The sequence below is a fragment of the Sphingobacterium sp. BIGb0116 genome, from assembly GCF_024808035.1.
In the GTDB taxonomy this organism is placed as follows: Bacteria; Bacteroidota; Bacteroidia; order Sphingobacteriales; family Sphingobacteriaceae; genus Sphingobacterium; species Sphingobacterium paramultivorum.
Map to the genome: position 1 here is coordinate 337,822 of NZ_JANUDT010000001.1, position 19,072 is coordinate 356,893.

General features: G+C 41.0%; 18 protein-coding genes. 5 read left to right on the forward strand and 13 right to left on the reverse strand.

Going from position 1 to position 19,072, the window contains the following annotated elements; translation table 11 throughout:
• The first annotated feature begins 22 nt into the window (after positions 1-22).
• The 3 genes from M2419_RS01580 to M2419_RS01590 are packed head-to-tail and all read left to right on the forward strand — an operon-like array spanning position 23 to position 4,879.
• Positions 23-3,175: an efflux RND transporter permease subunit gene (locus M2419_RS01580; protein WP_153846356.1), complete on the forward strand. Its 3,153-nt coding sequence runs from the start codon at positions 23-25 to the stop codon at positions 3,173-3,175.
• Positions 3,175-4,641, forward strand: a complete 1,467-nt coding sequence (locus tag M2419_RS01585) for an efflux transporter outer membrane subunit (protein ID WP_153846357.1) — start codon at positions 3,175-3,177, stop codon at positions 4,639-4,641. Before M2419_RS01580 ends, M2419_RS01585 begins: the two co-directional genes overlap by 1 nt.
• A 25-nt stretch (positions 4,642-4,666) precedes the next feature.
• The gene (locus M2419_RS01590; RefSeq protein WP_153846358.1) at positions 4,667-4,879 is read left to right on the forward strand and encodes a DUF6965 family protein; all 213 of its coding nucleotides are present in this window, start codon (positions 4,667-4,669) and stop codon (positions 4,877-4,879) included.
• 33 nt (positions 4,880-4,912) lie between these two features.
• Here M2419_RS01590 and M2419_RS01595 read toward each other — a convergent pair whose 3' ends face one another.
• The 7 genes from M2419_RS01595 to dinB all read right to left on the reverse strand — a co-directional run bounded on the left by M2419_RS01595 (position 4,913) and on the right by dinB (position 12,858).
• Positions 4,913-5,290: a response regulator transcription factor gene (locus M2419_RS01595; RefSeq protein ID WP_153846359.1), complete on the reverse strand. Its 378-nt coding sequence runs from the start codon at positions 5,288-5,290 to the stop codon at positions 4,913-4,915.
• Positions 5,291-5,541: 251 nt separating this feature from the next.
• Positions 5,542-5,745 (reverse strand): YwbE family protein, encoded by a 204-nt coding sequence (locus M2419_RS01600; protein ID WP_046674525.1) that lies wholly within the window; start codon positions 5,743-5,745, stop codon positions 5,542-5,544.
• 269 nt (positions 5,746-6,014) lie between these two features.
• Entirely contained in the window at positions 6,015-7,340 is a 1,326-nt protein-coding gene (gene rseP / locus M2419_RS01605; protein WP_075993275.1) for an RIP metalloprotease RseP, read from the reverse strand.
• A gap of 16 nt (positions 7,341-7,356) precedes the next feature.
• Positions 7,357-8,514, reverse strand: a complete 1,158-nt coding sequence (locus M2419_RS01610; RefSeq protein ID WP_153846360.1) for a 1-deoxy-D-xylulose-5-phosphate reductoisomerase — start codon at positions 8,512-8,514, stop codon at positions 7,357-7,359.
• A 15-nt stretch (positions 8,515-8,529) separates the two neighbouring features.
• Complete coding sequence (locus M2419_RS01615) at positions 8,530-9,336, reverse strand: beta-carotene 15,15'-monooxygenase (protein ID WP_153846361.1); 807 nt, start codon at positions 9,334-9,336, stop codon at positions 8,530-8,532.
• 153 nt (positions 9,337-9,489) lie between these two features.
• Positions 9,490-11,616: a S9 family peptidase gene (locus tag M2419_RS01620; protein WP_153846362.1), complete on the reverse strand. Its 2,127-nt coding sequence runs from the start codon at positions 11,614-11,616 to the stop codon at positions 9,490-9,492.
• Between the two features lie 144 nt (positions 11,617-11,760).
• On the reverse strand, positions 11,761-12,858 hold the full coding sequence (gene dinB / locus M2419_RS01625) for a DNA polymerase IV (RefSeq protein WP_153846363.1): 1,098 nt from the start codon (positions 12,856-12,858) through the stop codon (positions 11,761-11,763).
• Between the two features lie 238 nt (positions 12,859-13,096).
• On the opposite strand from dinB, the gene M2419_RS01630 reads away from it, so the two are divergent.
• Positions 13,097-13,504 carry a hypothetical protein gene (locus M2419_RS01630; protein WP_075993279.1) on the forward strand — a complete coding sequence of 136 codons (408 nt, stop codon included), beginning with the start codon at positions 13,097-13,099 and terminating at the stop codon, positions 13,502-13,504.
• Positions 13,505-13,656: 152 nt separating this feature from the next.
• On the opposite strand, the gene M2419_RS01635 is transcribed toward M2419_RS01630, so the two are convergent.
• The 4 genes from M2419_RS01635 to M2419_RS01650 are packed head-to-tail and all read right to left on the reverse strand — an operon-like array spanning position 13,657 to position 17,178.
• On the reverse strand, positions 13,657-14,613 hold the full coding sequence (locus M2419_RS01635; RefSeq protein WP_310440834.1) for an exonuclease: 957 nt from the start codon (positions 14,611-14,613) through the stop codon (positions 13,657-13,659).
• Between the two features lies 1 nt (position 14,614).
• Positions 14,615-15,190 (reverse strand): dephospho-CoA kinase, encoded by a 576-nt coding sequence (coaE, locus tag M2419_RS01640; protein WP_194932879.1) that lies wholly within the window; start codon positions 15,188-15,190, stop codon positions 14,615-14,617.
• 10 nt (positions 15,191-15,200) lie between these two features.
• The gene (locus tag M2419_RS01645; RefSeq protein ID WP_120332691.1) at positions 15,201-16,151 is read right to left on the reverse strand and encodes a hypothetical protein; all 951 of its coding nucleotides are present in this window, start codon (positions 16,149-16,151) and stop codon (positions 15,201-15,203) included.
• Positions 16,152-16,200: 49 nt separating this feature from the next.
• Entirely contained in the window at positions 16,201-17,178 is a 978-nt protein-coding gene (locus M2419_RS01650) for a BtrH N-terminal domain-containing protein (protein ID WP_153846364.1), read from the reverse strand.
• A gap of 316 nt (positions 17,179-17,494) precedes the next feature.
• Here M2419_RS01650 and M2419_RS01655 point away from each other — a divergent pair, with 316 nt between their 5' ends.
• Positions 17,495-18,130 carry a hypothetical protein gene (locus M2419_RS01655; protein WP_153846365.1) on the forward strand — a complete coding sequence of 212 codons (636 nt, stop codon included), beginning with the start codon at positions 17,495-17,497 and terminating at the stop codon, positions 18,128-18,130.
• 113 nt (positions 18,131-18,243) lie between these two features.
• Here the strand turns inward: M2419_RS01655 and yajC are convergent, their stop codons facing one another.
• Together yajC and M2419_RS01665 are read right to left on the reverse strand one after the other, a co-directional pair.
• Positions 18,244-18,564, reverse strand: coding sequence for a preprotein translocase subunit YajC (gene yajC, locus M2419_RS01660; protein ID WP_145327041.1), 321 nt, complete (start codon positions 18,562-18,564; stop codon positions 18,244-18,246).
• A 26-nt stretch (positions 18,565-18,590) separates the two neighbouring features.
• Positions 18,591-19,052 carry a DUF1573 domain-containing protein gene (locus M2419_RS01665; RefSeq protein ID WP_153846366.1) on the reverse strand — a complete coding sequence of 154 codons (462 nt, stop codon included), beginning with the start codon at positions 19,050-19,052 and terminating at the stop codon, positions 18,591-18,593.
• Positions 19,053-19,072: the final 20 nt, after the last annotated feature.

Consider the following 19,072-nt stretch of genomic DNA (forward strand, 5'->3'; position numbering starts at 1 on the left):
GCGTGTTTAAAATTCCATATATATGCTAAAAACATTTATAAATAGGCCTGTATTAGCCACGGTGGTTTCCATTATCCTGGTAATCTTGGGCTTAGTGGGGCTAAAACTCCTGCCTGTCTCGCGCTTTCCGGAAATTGCACCACCAAGTGTGCTTGTTTCACTAAGTTATCCGGGAGCTAATGCTGAAACCGTAGCAAAAAGTGTTTTACTACCTATCGAAGAAGCCATCAATGGTGTAGAGGATATGACCTATATCAAGTCGTCTGCCTCCAATTCAGGATCGGGAAGTGTGTCGGTCTATTTTAAGACCGGTACCAATCCTGATATTGCCTCGGTCAACGTACAGACACGGATTTCCAAAGCAATCAGTTCCATTCCCGCAGAAGTAAATGAGGCCGGAATCACGGTCATGCCACGGCAAACGGGTGTCATTATGACCATCAATCTCTACTCCGATCACCAGGATAGTGCCTACGACGAAACCTTTCTCCAGGCTTATGCACAGATTAACCTGATGCGGCCTTTGCTGCGTGTTGATGGCGTAGCCCAGGTTTCCCGTTTGGGAGCCAGGGATTACGCGATGCGACTTTGGTTGAACCCGGAAAAGCTAGCACTTTATAACCTCGTTCCACAAGATGTCACCAACGCTATAAAAGATCAAAACTTTGAGATTGCCCCAGGTAAATTTGGAGAAACCTCAGATGAAGCTTTCGAAACAGTGATCCGTCATAAAGGACGTTTCACCACACCGGAGGAATTCCAGAGTATTGTGATCAAAACCAACACCGACGGTTCAGTACTCTATTTAAAAGATGTGGCACGGGTAGAATTCGGTGCTACAAATCTAAGCAGCGACAATAAGGTAAATGGACATCCCGGTCTTACTCTCAACTTAACACAAACCAGTGGTTCCAACGCCCATGATATCGATATTGCCGTCAGAAAGGTTCTCGAAGAACAATCAAAAACATTTCCAAAAGGCATACACTACGAGGTGACCTACTCGGTACGTGACCAGATCGATGAATCGATCAACCAGGTTGAGCACACCCTTTTTGAAGCCTTTATCCTGGTATTTATTATTGTCTTTATCTTCCTGCAAGATTTTAGATCCACCTTGATCCCTGCAATTGCAATCCCGGTTTCATTGGTGGGAACCTTCTTTTTTCTGCAGCTTTTTGGATTTTCGCTCAATGTCCTCACGATGTTTGCCCTGGTGTTGGCTATTGGAATCGTAGTGGATGACGCCATTGTCGTCGTCGAGGCCATCCACGAAAAAATGCACAGCACAGGAATGAAACCCAGAGCCGCTACATTATCGACGATGTCCGAAATTACGGGAGCGATCCTGTCCATAACCATGGTCATGGCTGCTGTATTTTTGCCTGTAGGATTTATGGAAGGGCCAGCAGGTATCTTTTATCGCCAGTTTGCTTACACCCTTGCAACGGCAATTCTGATTTCAGCACTCAATGCATTAACTTTAAGTCCAGCCCTATGTGCGCTCCTACTTAAAGCACCACAACATCATGCCAATCAAAAAACCGGCAAAATCAATCAATTTAAAGATCGCTTCTTTAAAGCATTCAATACCTCTTTTGATCGACTGACCGCCCGTTATGTCTCGATTGTAGAAATACTGATCAAGAATAAGAAAATAGCCTGGGTAGGCTTAATTTTAATTACAGCACTTGGCATTGTGTTTATGATTAAAACACCCAAAAGTTTTATTCCGACAGAAGATGATGGATTTATCACGTACAATATTGCCCTCCCTCCCGGCGCTTCATTGAGCAGGACAACTGAGGTACTGCACCGTGCCGATAGTATTTTAAAGAAAAGACAGGATATTAATGGGATGACAACAGTTTCTGGTTTCAATGCCCTGGACGGAAGTTCAAGCCCGGCATTTGCCGCTGGGTATATTACTTTAAAACCTCATGCCAAACGCGAGCATATCAAAAATATCAATGCATTTATGGATACCATCAGAAATGATCTATCTCAAATCAATGAAGCAACGTTTACAGTGTTCCCCCGACCTACCGTACAGGGCTTTGGAGACTTTGCCGGAATTGAAATGGTTCTTCAGGATCGAATGGGTGGTGACATTCGGGATTTTAACACCATTGCAGATACCTTTATCAACCAGCTCAATACCTTACCTGAAATACGAAGCGCCTACACGAGCTTTAAGTCGAACTTCCCTCAGTATGAAGTAAATATCGACGCCGTGAAGGCAAAATCCCTCGGGGTAGAAATCAAAGATCTCATGTCCACAATCCGATCTTACTTCGCACGTGTACAGGCGAGTGATTTTAACCGATTTGGTCGCCAATATCGTGTTTATGTCCAATCGGATTTCGATTTCCGTAAAGATCCCGAATCCTTCAACTCAATTTTTGTACGCAACAGCAAAGGCGAAATGGTTCCTATTAACACCATATTGACCCTGGAAAAGACTGTGGGACCAGAAACCATTACGCGTTATAATCTATATAATGCCATCGCTGTAAATATCACTCCTGCTGAAGGCTACAGTACAGATGACGCCATGCAAGCTATCCAAAAACTGGCCGATACTAAACTTCCGGGTAATTATGGTTTTGAATGGACGGGCATGAGCTATGAAGAAAGTCAATCCGGCTCACAGACGATCTTGATTTTTGCTCTTAGTATCCTATTCGTCTACTTCTTACTTTCGGCCCAATATGAAAGCTATATTCTTCCCTGGGCAGTGTTATTGTCTATTCCAGTGGGATTGATCGGCGTTTTTTCTGTGATCAACCTTGTTGGACTTCAAAACAACATCTACGTGCAGGTGGGGCTTATTATGCTCATTGGCTTATTGGCCAAAAACGCAATTCTGATCGTAGAATTCGCCGTCCAGGAGCGTAAAAACGGAAAAAGTATCGTCGAAGCAGCCATTAGCGGCTCCAAACTGAGGTTACGGCCAATCTTGATGACCAGTTTAGCCTTTGTTGCTGGCTTGGTGCCCTTGATGTGGACGGTTGGCCCCTCGGCGATCGGTAACCATTCGATCAGTTTCAGCGCTGCCGGCGGCATGCTCTTTGGTGTAGCCTTCGGCATCTTTATCATCCCTGTACTCTTTGTCGTATTCAAAAGCCTGGATGAAAAACTACATGATAAACTAGCTAAAGAAGAGGAAGAATAATGAAAAACATAAAAAAATACCTTTCGGGAATATCTATCATCATTGGTCTCTTAGGCCTGATGAATGCCTGTAAAATCGGCAAAAATTATGTGCAGCCCAAACTCAAACTTCCGGAAAACTTTCGTGGCGATACATTGGATTATTTCGGAGACACCTCCAGTATGGGGCTGATCCATTGGAAGTCCTTCTTTCACGATCCTACCTTGAAGCTATTGATTGACTCTGCCTTAGCAAATAATTTTGAGATGAAGACAGCATTGCTCAACCTGCAGATTTCAACCCGAGTTTTGGCGCAGAACAAAGCCAATTATCTGCCGAGTGTAAATGCGACAATTGCCAATGGAAACCGTACCTGGCGATCCAAAGACTTTGGCAGTGGACCTCTGACCAAATATTACGATCACAAAGGTGAAACAGCGCCACAAAATATGTTCGTGTATCAATCTATGTTTGGTTCCGATATTAATTTTAGCTGGGAAATAGATATCTGGAAGAAAATAGGAAGTAAACAAGAGCAGCTATTAGCCGAGTATTTGGATACACAGGAGGCAAAAAATGCGATACAGACCTCTATCATAACTTCTGTAGCAAAAGGCTACTTCAATCTCTTGATGCTTGATGCCAAAATAGAGGTCGCTAAACGTAACGTCCAATTAAACGACAGTACGCTCCGCATGATCAAGCTACAATATGAAGCTGGTGAAATCACGGCTTTGGCTATCCAGCAAACCCAATCACAGCGCCTATTGGCGGCGTCCCTCGTTCCCGAACTCGAAAAGGAAATTGTCATCCAGGAGAATGCTCTTCAAACGCTCACAGGAAAATTACCTGACAGTATCAAAAGAGGCACCTCTTACGAACATCTCTTCGCTGAAAGCAAAGACATCTCCCTCGGTTCTCCAATCGAAATTGTGCGCAATAGACCAGATATCCGATCATCTGAATTTCAATTGATTGCAGCCAATGCGAATGCCAATATCCAACAGGCTATGCGTTATCCTTCATTGACCGTGGGTGGCGTATTGGGGGTAAATAGTATGCTCCCCAAAAATTGGTTCAATATCCCCGGAGCATTGCTCGGTGGTATAACCGGGAATTTAACCACACCTATTTTCAAAAACAAAACCTTGAAAACACAGTATGAGGTAGCTAAATTGGAACGTGATAAAGCCGAACTCCAATTGCAACAAAAGGTCGTGGAAGCCGTAGCCGAAGTCTCTAATGCAGTGGTCACGGTCGACAAGCAACGGGAGCAATTGTCTTTGGCGAAAGAAAGAGTCGATAATGCACATCTTGCCGTCAAAAATGCGGGTTTACTCTTTAAAAGTGGTTACGCCACATATTTAGAGGTGATTACAGCGCAAAGCAATGCCTTAAACAGTGACCTCGATCTGGTCGAGTTAAGGCAACAGCATTTAGATGCATTTGTGGATCTGTACCGGGCACTCGGAGGAGGTTGGAGATAAGGATTTAAAACGCTATTTTTGTGATATGACTCCAGAAGAATTACAACAATATTTTCAATCCAAAGACTTGCCTGAATCGTTAGAAATACAGCAAGATATGCAGGTCTTCGACGTACAACGTTTCTTGAGCACAAGTTTTATCCATGTTGGATTATGGAAAAAAGATCTAAGCAAATGTCCATCCTGGATTAGACTTTTAAAATTTAAGGATGCTTTAGAAAATAAAGAAAAAGCCTAACGGATGTTAGGCTTTTTCTTTATAACTATTTTTCTATGCTTTGGGAGCAAGTTGCTTCATTAATAGCGGCATCTGCTCTTTCGAAAAAATCTCTTCTGCGCCAGCATCCAACAATTCCATCCGTTCATTCTCATCACTACTTGATGTCAGCCCAAATATTCGAATAGAGGGAAACCGCTCCCGTATGATTTTTGCCGTTTCTATCCCGTTTAATACAGGCATATGCAGATCTAATATACATATTTCAGGAAGTTCGTGCTCGTTTTCATCGAGGTAGTCGATTAAATCCCTACCATTGGAAGCACAATAAACCAAATCCAATAAATGAGATTGAGCCATAGCTCGCATCAACACATGATGAATCAGCGCATCATCTGCGTAGACAACCGTACATTTACTTTTGGTATCCATTTGAAAAAGCTATCATTTTAATAATTATAAAAACAATATTATATAAATATGTAATAAAATAAAAAATACAGAAAAAAGTTAGCAATAATTATGTTATTATACAAATTTTATTTCAAAATATTCCCTATTAACAATCCAACAAGCTTTTAGTTTGATTTATACAATAAGAACATCATAGGTAGTAAATCTCTCCGTGTCAATACCGTTAGAAAAGATTAAGTAAAGAGAAATAAAGATCGGTAGCCTATACCTTAAAAATCATCTTCAATAATTTCAGCCACTCTTCCTACTTGGCCATCCGTCAACCTGACTTTAATTCCCCTCGAATGATATGAGGACGATGTCAGCAAGTCTTTCACAATGCCTTCTGTTAAATTTCCTGTACGTTGGTCCTTTTTTAAGATTATATTCACCAACATGCCTGGCTTTACATCTGCTCTATTTCTTCCATCCATGGTCAAACTTAGAAAAATTGTTTTTTAAATGCAATATAAATAAACAATTTATTGTTAGAAAAACCTTCGTCTCGTATTTTGGAACAGGTACAATGAAAGCAAATGAAAGCCAATAGCGTAGATGAATGTTATAAACCGAACTGCAGGCTATTTTATTCAATACCTACCTACCATAAAAAATGGTCGGAATTTCTTCCGACCATGATTGGCTTTAAGCCTTTTTTATGGTATGTAGGTCATCAGCATATTGGCTGTTTGACCAATTGAATTTATTTAAATAGCTTAAAAATATCGTTTCCGAATATAAAGACCATTAAAGCCAATAAAATAAAGAAACCGACCATTTGTGCTTTCTCCAGGAATTTTTCGCTCAATGGCTTGCCTTGTATCATTTCAACCAACAAGAACAATACGTGACCGCCATCCAAAGCTGGAATAGGCAATAGGTTCATAAATGCCAATGCCATCGACAACATCCCTACTAAGGACCAAAAACGGATCCAGTCCACTTCTGTACCGAACAAGGTAGCGATTCCAATAGGACCAGATAATGCTTTATCGGCACGTACCTCGCCTTTGAAAATCTTGCCAAATCCTTTGGCGTTGTCGGTAATCACCGTAAATGCTTTTTTAGCGCCGATTGGAAATGCTTCCATTAAGCTATATTGCGTTGTAAAAGATTTGATGGAATAATCACGATTAATGCCTATTCCCAGCATGGCATCTGCAGGAACATTCCCTTGCAATGAAACTTCAGTTCCTTTGCGTAAAACTTTAATCGCTACAGCTTTATTGATATTCGCTTTTATTTGTGCTTTAAACTCGTCGAAGAAAGGAACCTGTACCCCATTCACCGCAATAATGCTATCGCCTTTCACAAAACCCATTTTACTTGCTGCCGATCCAGGTGATACTTCAGCAACACTTGTCGTTTTAACACGAGGTTCAATAAACTTCTCACCTTTCTTATCAGAAAGCGTGTTCAATAAATCCGCTGGAACTTTTACTTCTGTTGTTGCACCATTGCGCTCAACTGTAAGTGCCACTCCGCCCATCAATACTTTAGAACTGATCAACTCCGAGTAATTTTCGATACGGTGACCGTCTATTGAAATCACTTTATCACCAGCTTTCAAACCAATAGATTCACCAATGGATCCCGGAACAATACCGTTTACCAGCTGATCCATTTTGATATCTGTATTGCCCATTTTAAAAGTCAGCATCCAAAAAACAACAACGCCGACCACAATATTGACAATAATCCCCCCAAGCATAACGATTAAACGTTGCCAAGCTGGTTTTGATCTAAATTCCCAAGGTTGTGGCTCACCCTTTAATTGCTCAGTATCCATCGATTCGTCGATCATACCCGCAATCTTGACATAACCACCTAAAGGCAACCAGCCAATACCATATTCACATCCTTTATAATTGAATTTAAATAATTTCACTCCCCAGGCATCAAAGAACAGATAAAATTTTTCCACCTTGATACCAAATGCACGTGCTGCTAAGAAATGTCCTAACTCATGTAGAACAATTAAAATTGACAAGCCTAAAATCACTTGTCCGACCATAATTAAAACACCCATGTATGCTTTTTAAAATTTAATCTTTGATTATTTCCTTTGTTATTAATCTTGCGACACGATCCGTCTCCAGATAATCATCCAGCGTCGGTGTCGCAATGAATTCTACTTTACCTAATGTCTGTTCAATAATATCACTCATTTCCAAAAACCCAACTTGATCTTTCAGGAAGGCATCCACAACAACTTCATTGGCTGCATTTAATACACAGCTTCTATTTCCGCCGGCACGAAGGCTCTCATAGGCAAGTGCCAAATTCCGAAAAGTTTCCATGTCTGCTTTTTCAAAACTGAGCGTTGGATAGTCCATGAAATTAAATCGCTCAAAACTGTTTTCAAAACGTGCCGGATAGGTCAGTGCATACTGGATCGGCAATTTCATATCAGGAACCCCCATTTGGGCCTTCATGGATCCATCCTGAAACTGGACCAGCGAATGTACAATAGATTGGGGATGTACAATCACATCGACCTGATCTATTGACAGATTAAAGAGCCATTTTGCTTCAATCACTTCTAGCCCTTTATTCATCAAGGACGCCGAGTCAATTGTAATTTTAGCACCCATCGACCAATTGGGATGTTTCAAGGCTTCAGCCTTAGTCACTGCGAGAAGATCTGCTCTCTTTTTACCACGAAAGGGTCCTCCGGAAGCTGTGATATATATCTTCTCGATTGGATTATGCTCCTCTCCAGCCAAACACTGGAAGATCGCCGAATGCTCCGAATCTACAGGAAGCATGCGTACACCATATTCTTTCACTAAAGCCATAATCAGCTCACCGGCGACAACCAGCGTCTCCTTATTGGCCAGCGCAATATCTTTTTTCGATTGAATTGCTTTAACAGTGGGTTTTAATCCCGCAGATCCAACGATCGCATTCAAAACAACATCTACTTCTTCGTACTGCACCACTTCAACCAGTCCTGCTTCTCCCAAAAGAACAGCGATATCATGTCCTTTTAAAGCATCCTGCACATAACTGTACTGAAGGTAATCCGTTACAACAACCGCTTTGGGCTTAAACTCCAAGGCCTGTTTAACCAACAATGTGGCATTGCTACCACAGGTCAGAACGATTGCTTCAAATTTAGTAGGAAAGGCTCTAATCACATCCAAGGCTTGTGTACCTATACTTCCCGTTGCCCCTAAAATGGCAATTCCTTTTTTACTCAAAACCTTTGCTATTAATTAAAATATATTATTTAAAATCTTTGGATCCTCTCCCCCATGGTAATCCGCCATCATGGATCGGTAAGCGACCGAAACAACAATACTAGCCAAAGGTACCACCAAGAAAGAACTCACGAGGTTCAAAATAATAAAAATTATGTAATATTCTAAATAATTAAAATACATCTGCAATAACTGAAAAAAAGCAAATACAGCCAAAATCAATAATAGTTTGAATACATTGCCCTTTGTCAGCGCAAAACTGAAGCGTAATGACCTCAATGTCCCCGCGTGTTTATCAATAATGAAAAATGGATAAAATGCCACTCTAATAATCAAGATGAAAGTCAATATTGCAGCGACAAAAACAACAAACATCGTAAAGTTGCTCATCAACTCCATCCGATTGTCACCATTTTCAAATAGATAAAGGAATGGTAAAGAAACGGCACCTAAAATCATCAGGAGTGCTATGGAGAGCACCATTATACTTAACATTGCGCCAAAAAAATAGGCGAGCTCCTTAGAACTAGGGATGCATTGGATCAATTTCTTATCATGATTTCCATCAATCAGACTTAAGATATACTTAAATAAAGTCATATTCAATCCGAAATACATCACCATGAAAAAAAATGCCATAAAACCACTCAACACCACATTGAAATCACTGATGGTGGTCGCGAGATAATTAGAGAGTCCGGAGGTTACGAACAGTAAAAAACAAAGCCCTGCCACTGAAAAATAATGTCTTTTCAGCAACTCCCATGACTTATTAAAAACCTCATTAACAGCAAAAGTACTTTCCTTTAGGAATTGAATCATTTTTTCTTTGAATAAACTTCTACAAAGATGCCATATTTTTTAATTTTCAACAATTTACACTCCCATAAAATTCATTTTTTTTATAATATTTAACATAAAAAAAATCCCCTATCCGAATGGACAGGGGATTTTATAGGGTATATCGAACTATGCCTATTTAAATTCTTTGGGAAGCGGCTTCTCCAATAAGTATTGGTAGTAGAAACGCGCACGCTCATTAAAATCATATTTACTTTTCGAACGGTCAAATCCATGACGGCTTCCCGGATAGATCATCAACTCAAAAGGAACACTTCGATCTGTCAATTTATCAACAAGTTGGATTGTATTCTGTAAATGGACATTATCATCCATATCACCATGCATAATGCGCAAAACGCCTTTATAGTTATTTGCATAGGTCAACACGGAACCAGCTTTATAGCCTTCAGGATTGTCTTGAGGCGTATCCATCCATCTTTCAGTATAATGGCTATCGTACAGATCCCATGAGGTTACGGGTGCACCGGCAATACCAAAATCAAATACATCTGCGGCCTTCGTCATCGCCAAACAAGTCATATAACCTCCGTAGCTATGCCCTGTAATAAGCACTTTGTTTTTAGCTACCCAAGGTTGCGATTTTAACCATTTAACAATCGTTGAATAATCAATAATTTCCCAGTGGCCAAGATTGCGGTGCATATAAGCAACACCTTGTTTACCAAAATGACCAGACGCCCGGTGATCTGCAGAGACTTGAATAATTCCTTCATTAGCCCAATACTGATTATTCGTTCCTTTCCAGGTATCTTTTACCGTTCCAGCATCAGGACCTCCATAGATACTGAAAACAACAGGGTAAACTTTTGATTTATCGAAATTTGTCGGATAAGTAATTGTCAATGGAAGATCGAACAAACCATCATCTGATTTAAGATGTAAGTATTCGGTTTTACCATACGTATACGAAGCAAAATCAGCCGCTTTACTATCTGCTAACTGACGGACGACCTTGCCCTGATTATCCAACAAAGCAAACCGATCGGGTGTACTCACATTGGAGTATTTGGTAATAAAATACTTGCCATCAGGCGATACATTGACATCGTGTGAGTATTCTCCGAAAGTCAGACGTTTTAAGTTTTTACCCGAATAATCCACGCGGTACAAATCAAAACGTGCCGAATTTTCTTTACGTGCGGTAAAATAAATCACCTTATTTTTTTCATCAATCCGTTTTAATTCGGTTACCTGCCATTCGCCGGAAGTAATTGGATTGACCAATGTTCCATCCAATTTATAGAGGTAGTAATGCGCCCAACCCGTCTTATCCGATTTTAAGATATAATATTTGTTGTCCGCAAGATAGGTGATACGCTCATCGTGATCCAAATTGATCCATGAAGCCTGGCGCTCATCGTAGATTTCTTTTTTCGAGCCAGAATTCGGATCCACTTGATAAAACTTCAAATTGTTCTGATCCCTGTTCATCCACTGCACCATCACATTTTTGCTATCAAAGGCCCAATAAGGCTGCCCAAAATACTGATCATCTTTTTCGTTGAAATCAGCCCAGGTAACGTTCCCCCCATCGAGATGAACGATACCCACCTTCACTTCCGGATTTGGGTCTCCAGCTTTGGGGTATCTTGTCTCCTCCAGGTAACCATGCTGGCCTTTGGACGAATAAATCGGAAACATAGGAACCTTGGTATCATCGAAACGCATGAAGGCGATTTTACGGCTGTCCGGAGACCACCAAAAAGCTTTGTATTTTGTTGGACGCCCAAGAATTTCCTCGTAATATACCCAAGATGACCAACCATTGTAAATAACGTCGGTACCATCATTTGTATACTGCATTTCCTTTCCTGAAGTCACGTCCACGCTATACAAATTGCTTTTGCGGGTAAAGGCAACATATTTACCATCCGGCGATAAGGTCGGATTCTGTTCCGCAACATCAGGAGAGTTGGTCAGCTTCTTGGCTACACCATCTGTACTTTTCAGGAAGATATCATTGTTTTCGACATAGACAACCGTCCCTTCTTTAGGAGGAACTGTATAAATGCTTCTGTGACCTGATTTAATGTTAACCTGATATAAACGACCATCATTTACATCATTTTCCAGATAAGCTGTCCCGTCTGCCCATCCAGGATACTGATTCGTGCGAACTGTCAACGATGGCTTTTGCCCCCAGGACTGTGCAAAATCCAATTTCTTTTGTGCAAAACCAACCTCATGCACTAAAAAAACGATAGACGCACCTAAGAGTACTCTTGATACCGTATTCATTAATTTTTGGATATGTTTATTAATTATTTTGGCTAAGATAAAGAATTGTGACAAATAACGACGATTTTGCCTGTAACAAGCTTAATTCAGATTGCGCGGACCAAACGGCTTGCCAAAGACTTAATTAAACCGGATGATTCCTTGCTAAGGACGCTGCTCGAAAAGTGTTAGCTGTATACCTTCCTTTGGAAAATCAGCTTCTTCCACAAAATTTGATATCGAAACCCCCAGCAACCTCACTTTGTTCAGCAGCTCAACCTTACTCAACAAACTATGGGCAGTGGCGTAAATTTTGTCTTCCGAATCAAAACTATTTTCTAAGGTTATACTCCGTGTCAACTGAACGAAATCGGCATATTTAATTTTTATGGTTAAGGTTCTTCCTGAGATTTCCTTTTTCCCGATGCGTGTCCACAACTGTTTGCAGAGCCGTTGCAAAATGGTATTTAATTCTTCAAATGCTTCTACATCCTCGCCAAACGTATCCTCAATCCCGACCGATTTACTGCTGCGATTGGGGACAACAGGACGGTCGTCGATCCCGCGTACGATACGGTAAAAAAAGTGCCCAGTCTTTCCAAACCAACGCACGAGGTCCTCTTCACGCTGTTTTTTTAAATCGAGTCCGGTAAACAGCCCCAGTTCATGCATTTTTTTTGCGGTCACCTTACCTACGCCAAAAAACTTATCCACGGGCAATGACTCCATGAACTTGACAATTTTCGAAGGACCTATAAATGTTAAGCCGTTGGGCTTGTCCATATCCGAAGCAATCTTTGCAACAAATTTATTGACGGAAACACCAGCAGAGACGGTCAGATTCAACTCTTCTTGGATAGCCTCTTTAATGGCTTTGGCGATATCAATAGCCGAACCAATACCCTGTTTGTCTATGGTCACATCCAAAAAAGCTTCATCCAGGGAAAGCGGCTCGATTAAATCCGTATAACGGAGAAAAATCTCCCGAATTTGGTAGGAAACCTGACGATAAACATCAAAGCGAGGATAGGTAAAGATAATATGGGGGCACAACTGAAGAGCCTTTCGGGAGCTCATAGCAGATTTGACACCAAACTTTCGCGCTTCGTAACTGGCCGTTGCAACTACTCCCCTCCCATCCGGGGAACCACCTACTGCAATTGCTTTTCCCCGATATTCGGGAAAATCACGCTGATCTACAGAGGCATAAAATGCATCCATATCCAAATGAATAATCTTGCGATGTACCTGTTCGGGATCCATGATCCAAATTTACAAAAATTAGCATTATAGACTAAGAAAACCGAAAAATAACTAATAGAATTAGCAACGTAGCACAAAACGACAATCACTAGGCTAGTCAACCGTTAGTCTAGGTATAATCCATTCGTCATTATGCTGTTAATTATTTATCTTTAGGTGAACCTATCCGTTGGACAGAAAAATCATCGTTCCGGCGCATAGTCCTAGGCACTGCATTAAATGGTTTTAATTAGCACACATGATGGAAAATTTACCCGAACAAAAACCGAAAAAATCCGGATTTAAGAAGTTCTTACTCCTGCTGATCCTTTTCCTCCTTGTGGGGGCCGGTTCCTACGTTTACTGGAAGTATTACTATGTATTCGGTGAAGGTGTAAAATCTGGCTATCTTAATTATGCTGTAAAAAAGGGCAATATTTTCAAGACCTACGAAGGCAAGCTCATCCAGGAGGGATTTGGAAGTATCAAAACGGGTGGTATCGCCAGCAATCAATTTGAATTTTCTATTGAAGATGATTCTATATTCCGTCAATTGGAGCTCAATAGTGGAAAATACTTCGATCTGCGTTACAAAGAATATCATGGTGTGCTTCCCTGGCGTGGAAACACGGTTTATATCGTTGACAAAATTGTCAATATGAAATAGCGAACTCCGCTCTGTTTACCAGCGGAGTTATCGAAGTTCCGTTTAAATAAGTTAAACTACATCAGTACGCTATTGTAGGGGTGCCCTTCCATGAGCTGCTTATTGTCCGCCGCATTTGCGTTTCCGATAGAAGATTTTTCGAAAAGGCCTATTTATGCAGAAAGCACATCCCGGACGATCAATTTTTCGTTAAAATAACGTTTTAAAATGCTTCCGTCACCGTGTAGTGTCCAAACTTCTTTGGGATTTACCATTTTAATGTACTGAAGAATGTCATTCCAGTCCACATGATCAGAAATATACAGCTCGATATCATTCTGTGCCTGTAAACGTTTCCAGCCTGAGGCAAATGCGCGTAATACTTTGGTCGCCCTAAAATAACTATTGAAGGTCATCGGCGGTACCAAGTACACCTTATTCTGTTCGCCCTGTTTCATTTCTTTTCTGTTGTAGGGCTCGTAGTCTAATTTCTTTAGCCCGTGTTGATCATAAAGGCGATGGTAAGGCAATATTCCACTATGCACAAGCACTTTTCGATCTGGACAGTACCTGTTGATCAAATCAGTAATTCGCTGCGCCTTGCCCAACACATAAGTACCTAATAAGATATTACTGGCATGTCCATCAAGTTTTTTTATCTCCTCCGCCGGATCGGGATGGCTGATATCCGGATTTGCAAAGGTGCTTTCCGTAATGAGGACATCGGCCTGCTGCACTTCGATCGGTTCACAGGTATCATCAGTTTGTAATTTATAATCGCCGGTGTACAAGTAACGTACCCCCCGATATTCCATTAGAATCTGTGCTGAACCCAGTATATGACCTGCTGGTAAAAATGTGATTTCGACCGCACCTATTTTAAAGGGACTATTAAACAATTTGACCTGATAAGAATCTTTGCGATTTTGTTTATACCGATAAGTCATAAACAGTGAGGTCGCCTGTGTGGCATACACATAGTCGTGTCCTGAACTGGCATGATCGCCATGGGCATGAGATACGACATTGTGCATAACGGGATTGCTGGCATCAATAAAAAAATCACCATAACGGCAGTAATAGCCTTCTGGCTTTCTGACTAAGAAGTCAGCCAATAGTGTAGACATCATATTATTTTAGAAACTTTTGATGCAAAGTCCACACCTGCGGTAATAGCGGAGTGGTTCCATCATTAATGATGACGAAGTCTGCCAATTTTAATTTTTCTTCGTCAGATAGTTGCTTATTAATTCGCTCCATGACCTGTTCCTCAGTAACAGCATCACGTTCCATGACACGTTTAACGCGTATGGGTAAAGGCGCAGTAACCAGTATGGTATAATCAAGATCCTTGTAAGACCCACTTTCAAAAAGCAAAGCAGCCTCTTTGAGTGAATAACGGGACTTTTGCTGTTCAGCCCAGTCCTTTGCCGCCTGAATGACGACGGGGTGTACAATGCCGTTCACAAGTTCGAGCTTCGTCTTGTCGGAGAATATCTGTTCAGCCAAAAAAGCCCGATCCAGTTTCCCATCCTTATAGGTCTCTTCGCCGAACTCCGCAATCAAGCGTGCTTTGATTCGCAAATCGGTATTCATCAATTCCTTCGCCTCATCATCAGCATTATAAACAGGTACAGCCATGGCTTTAAAAAGCTGACAGATAAATGTTTTACCGGATCCAATTCCACCTGTTATTCCAATCTTCATGAAAATATTGTTATTTACGTACAAAAAAGTCCACGTTTTGAGGCACAACGCTAATTACCTTACAATAGTCCGGTACTTTGGTCAGCAAAATAGGCAGATATTGCACCTCGTTTTTCTCCCAATCGGACAAATCCACCACTGCTTCAAAATCTCGCGATGTATAGTTATTATAATCTTTGACAGACATCAACACCGTGACGACAACTTTGCTCGGACTAAGCCTGACCGAACTATAACGTTGGCCATTCTCCACTTTTACGGGCAACTCGATTATTTTCTCTGTCAATTCACCTACAGGCATGAGCACCTCGACCGAAGTCGGATAAACATTGATATTCGCTTTTTGGTTACGTGCCAGGTTGGCCACGGTCCGAACGTCGGTTTCGACTTCCTTTCCACGAACGGTATCCGTTTCCCAATACTCAATCGCCGAAACATCCTCGTAAGGTCCGGTTATTGTCACATAAGCTGGTGTAACTTTGGTATCAGCGATAAAACCGTAGCCACGTTTAAATCCGATATTTGCAAGGGGTTTTACAGGCACCTTACGCTGGGTCTGTTTGGAAAAATCAAAAAACAAGGTATCAGGACTAACTGACACCACACGTTGTTCATGTGGAAACTGTCGGTTGATAAAGCCCAATTGGTTGGAAAAAACAATCCAGTCTTTGGTTTTTAAAGAGCTTAGGTCCACCTGAACCTTTGGGGTTTCCAAAGCAGCTTTGGAAAACAGGAATTGCCATCCTGTCATCTCCAGTTTTACTTTTACCGTATCGGATTGCTGCGGATGAAATGCGCGTTTTTCAGGAAGATTGACATATTCAATCGCCGCCTTGACGGAAACAGTATACTGATTGGAGATCGAAAACAATAACCAAGCTAACAACGAAATTCCAACACAACGCACGAAGACATTAATCTTACGCCGTTGGGTCTTATTTATTCGAACTGCATTCGCCATGATACAAACTTAATCAATTTGCGTAAAAATCTGTGTTCTTATCTGCATTTCATCTTAAAGACAGCAATATTTCCATTGCATTTTTCTCTTTTGTGGCAAGAGTTCTGAAAATTTCTGATGCCTGCTGTACATCATCAAAACTGGCTGTCTCCGCAATTTGACTAAACAATTCCGACAAGGATGTCCACAATAATGCAATCTGCACAAACTCATGATGAACTGCAGCGATCTGCTCTATTCCGAGCAGATCATAACTTTCCTTAATAAAGTCACGATATAGATTTCGAAACATAGCGCCCCCAGTACCTGCCTTTTCCATCAAATTTGCAGCCATTTTAAACTCACTTTCAATCGCATGACTCGTCTTGTACCATTTGGTCAATTCCTCAGCAGTTTTCAAAATTCCTTTATATGAAATGTTGCTGATGGGCGGTGCTAGATATTCCTTTGCATTATTGACCATTGCAGCAATCAGCACTTCTTTCAAGTCCAAATGCCCGCCACTACCTGCTATCGTGTAATACAGATTTTTAGACGCCATAGGCCCCTTCTCTGCCCTGGCTAGCGCCAAACTCGCAAGGGATGTACGTACGCTTCCACCCTGCTGCCTCGTATCCACTAAATAGGCATTATCATGGTCATAACCATAAATAGCTACATAATGACCCGCGAAATGAAAGGATTTTGCAAAATACTCCAGGTGATAGGCATCGAGTTTTAAGCCTACCGGTTGCCCCCCATCCAAGAGCTGTCGTACAGCCTGCCAAGCTTTTACTTTTGAAGAAGTTTCATGAACGCTGAGGTTTAGACCGAGATTTTTGCAGATATGCTGCGTCAGTAGATCTGGTTTTATTCGTCCGCCCAAAAATGGAAAGTCCATGGTTTTCATTTTCCAATAGATAAAACTGAGCCCTTCTCCCAGTCCAAAAAGCATCGGCTCCGAAAGCTCAATGCCTATATGGGCAAGTAATGTACCTGTTGCCGTTGTTTCACAATGCTGCCCATCAAATGGTCTAAGATTTTTCATATCGTTTTTTTTCATAAAGTTAATCCCTCAATCGACAGCCCGATGTCAGCAGTGGATTAAATCCTAAAAACAAATAAAAAACCGTTGAGAATAACGTCGCAAAAACGATTGTATCTCGCAACTATTGTGTTTTATGTTAACTGGGGTTTTACAGGGGGATTACAGGGGGTTAGCAGGGGGTTAACAGGGGTCAATCCCCTGCTAACCCCTTGTTAATCCCCTGTAAAAATAGTGTTACTACTAAAGTAATTAAGAAAATAGTAGTAAATTGATAATAAGCTCAATACAAGAATTATAAACTAAAAGAGGAATAGCTATGGCAATTTTACAAAACGGTCCGAATGGACCTATTATTGGTAAATTTGGATCGGTGAGTGCCTACATGTTGAAGGATCAAAATGTAGTGCGCGGCCCAAAAAGAAAACGCAGCTCCCCACCAAGTGCGGCGGAGCTCTTAAACAGAAAAAAACAGCAAGTAGCCGGCAAGTTTGCCGGCCATAATAAGCGGCTTCTCGAATTTGGTTACCAGTTTTTAGCGGAAAAAGGAAGTCGCGTAGGTGCATTCCAATTGGCACAACGGCATATTTTTAAGGAGGCCATCGAAATAGACGCAAATAATAACCCTTTTGTTAATCCAGAACGACTGCTTCTATTTTCTGGTTCACTAACCCCATTATCCAAGTGCCAAGTCAGTATCAACAATGATGTAATCGACCTGAGCTGGGAAGCAGATGATCAATATAGTGATAGTGTATATAAAATCAACCTGGTATTATTGGACCCGTTTAATGAATCCCATTTAAGAACTTCTATCGCAAGCGTAAGTGAAGGTTCTTGTTCCGTCCAATTTGACTGGTTAAAGCGAAAAACCACTGATTTCCATGTTTATGTCGGAATATGGAATACCTTAGATGGCGGTTTTTCGAATTCCATTTATTGTGGAGTAATCTAATGCATTGTTATGCTAACAATTTATATGAACGCTCTTACCCGGGCTTTCTATTAACAGCATAAAAAAAGCCAGTTTTCGTAGAAAACTGGCTTTCATTTCTTTCAGGAAAGAGCTTAAGAAGCGCTCTTCTCCGTGTTGTTAGCAGCTTTTGAAGCATCTAAAGCAATTGCTGATTTATCAAAACGGATTTTTACACCCGAACCTACATCGACTAAGAAAGTAGTGTCTGATACTTCTACAATACGGCCGTGAATACCAGCTGTAGTTACCACCTTTGAATTTACACCTAATTGCTCAATATATTTCTTATGGTCTTTTTGTTTTTTCATCTGTGGTCTGATCATGAAGAAATAAAATACCACAACTAGACCAACCATCATTATCAGTTGACCATAACCGGCGCCACCTGCTGCTTGTAATAATACTGTATTCATTTGTTATTATATCGTTTAATAATGTGTTATTTTGCTAATACTTCGCCTTTCAGCTGCACCGTTGTTAAGCCATTGGAAGCATTCGATTGAATCGTAATGATCTTCTGCTGTTTACCAACCTGTCCTTCACTATTGAAAGTTACATGGATCTCAGATTTTCCGCCTGGCAAAATAGGGCTTTTCGAAAACTCAGGTTGTGTACAACCACATGAAGCAGTCACTTTCGAAATAATAACAGGTGCATCACCCGAATTTTTCAAGACAAAGGTATGTTTTACCTGTGCGCCTTCTTTTACCTGACCAAAATCATATGCAGACTCTTCAAATTCTACTTTTCCCAATTGTGCTGCTGCCTTAGAAAGGCTATCCGCAGCTGCTGTTTCAGTCGCTGTCTTGGTTCCCTCTTCTTTTCCTTTTTGTGCATTTCCACAAGAAAATAAAAGTACTGCCGACAAAGCTAAAACCGAATATTTGCCAAAGTTTTTCATTCGTATAAATTATTTATGCG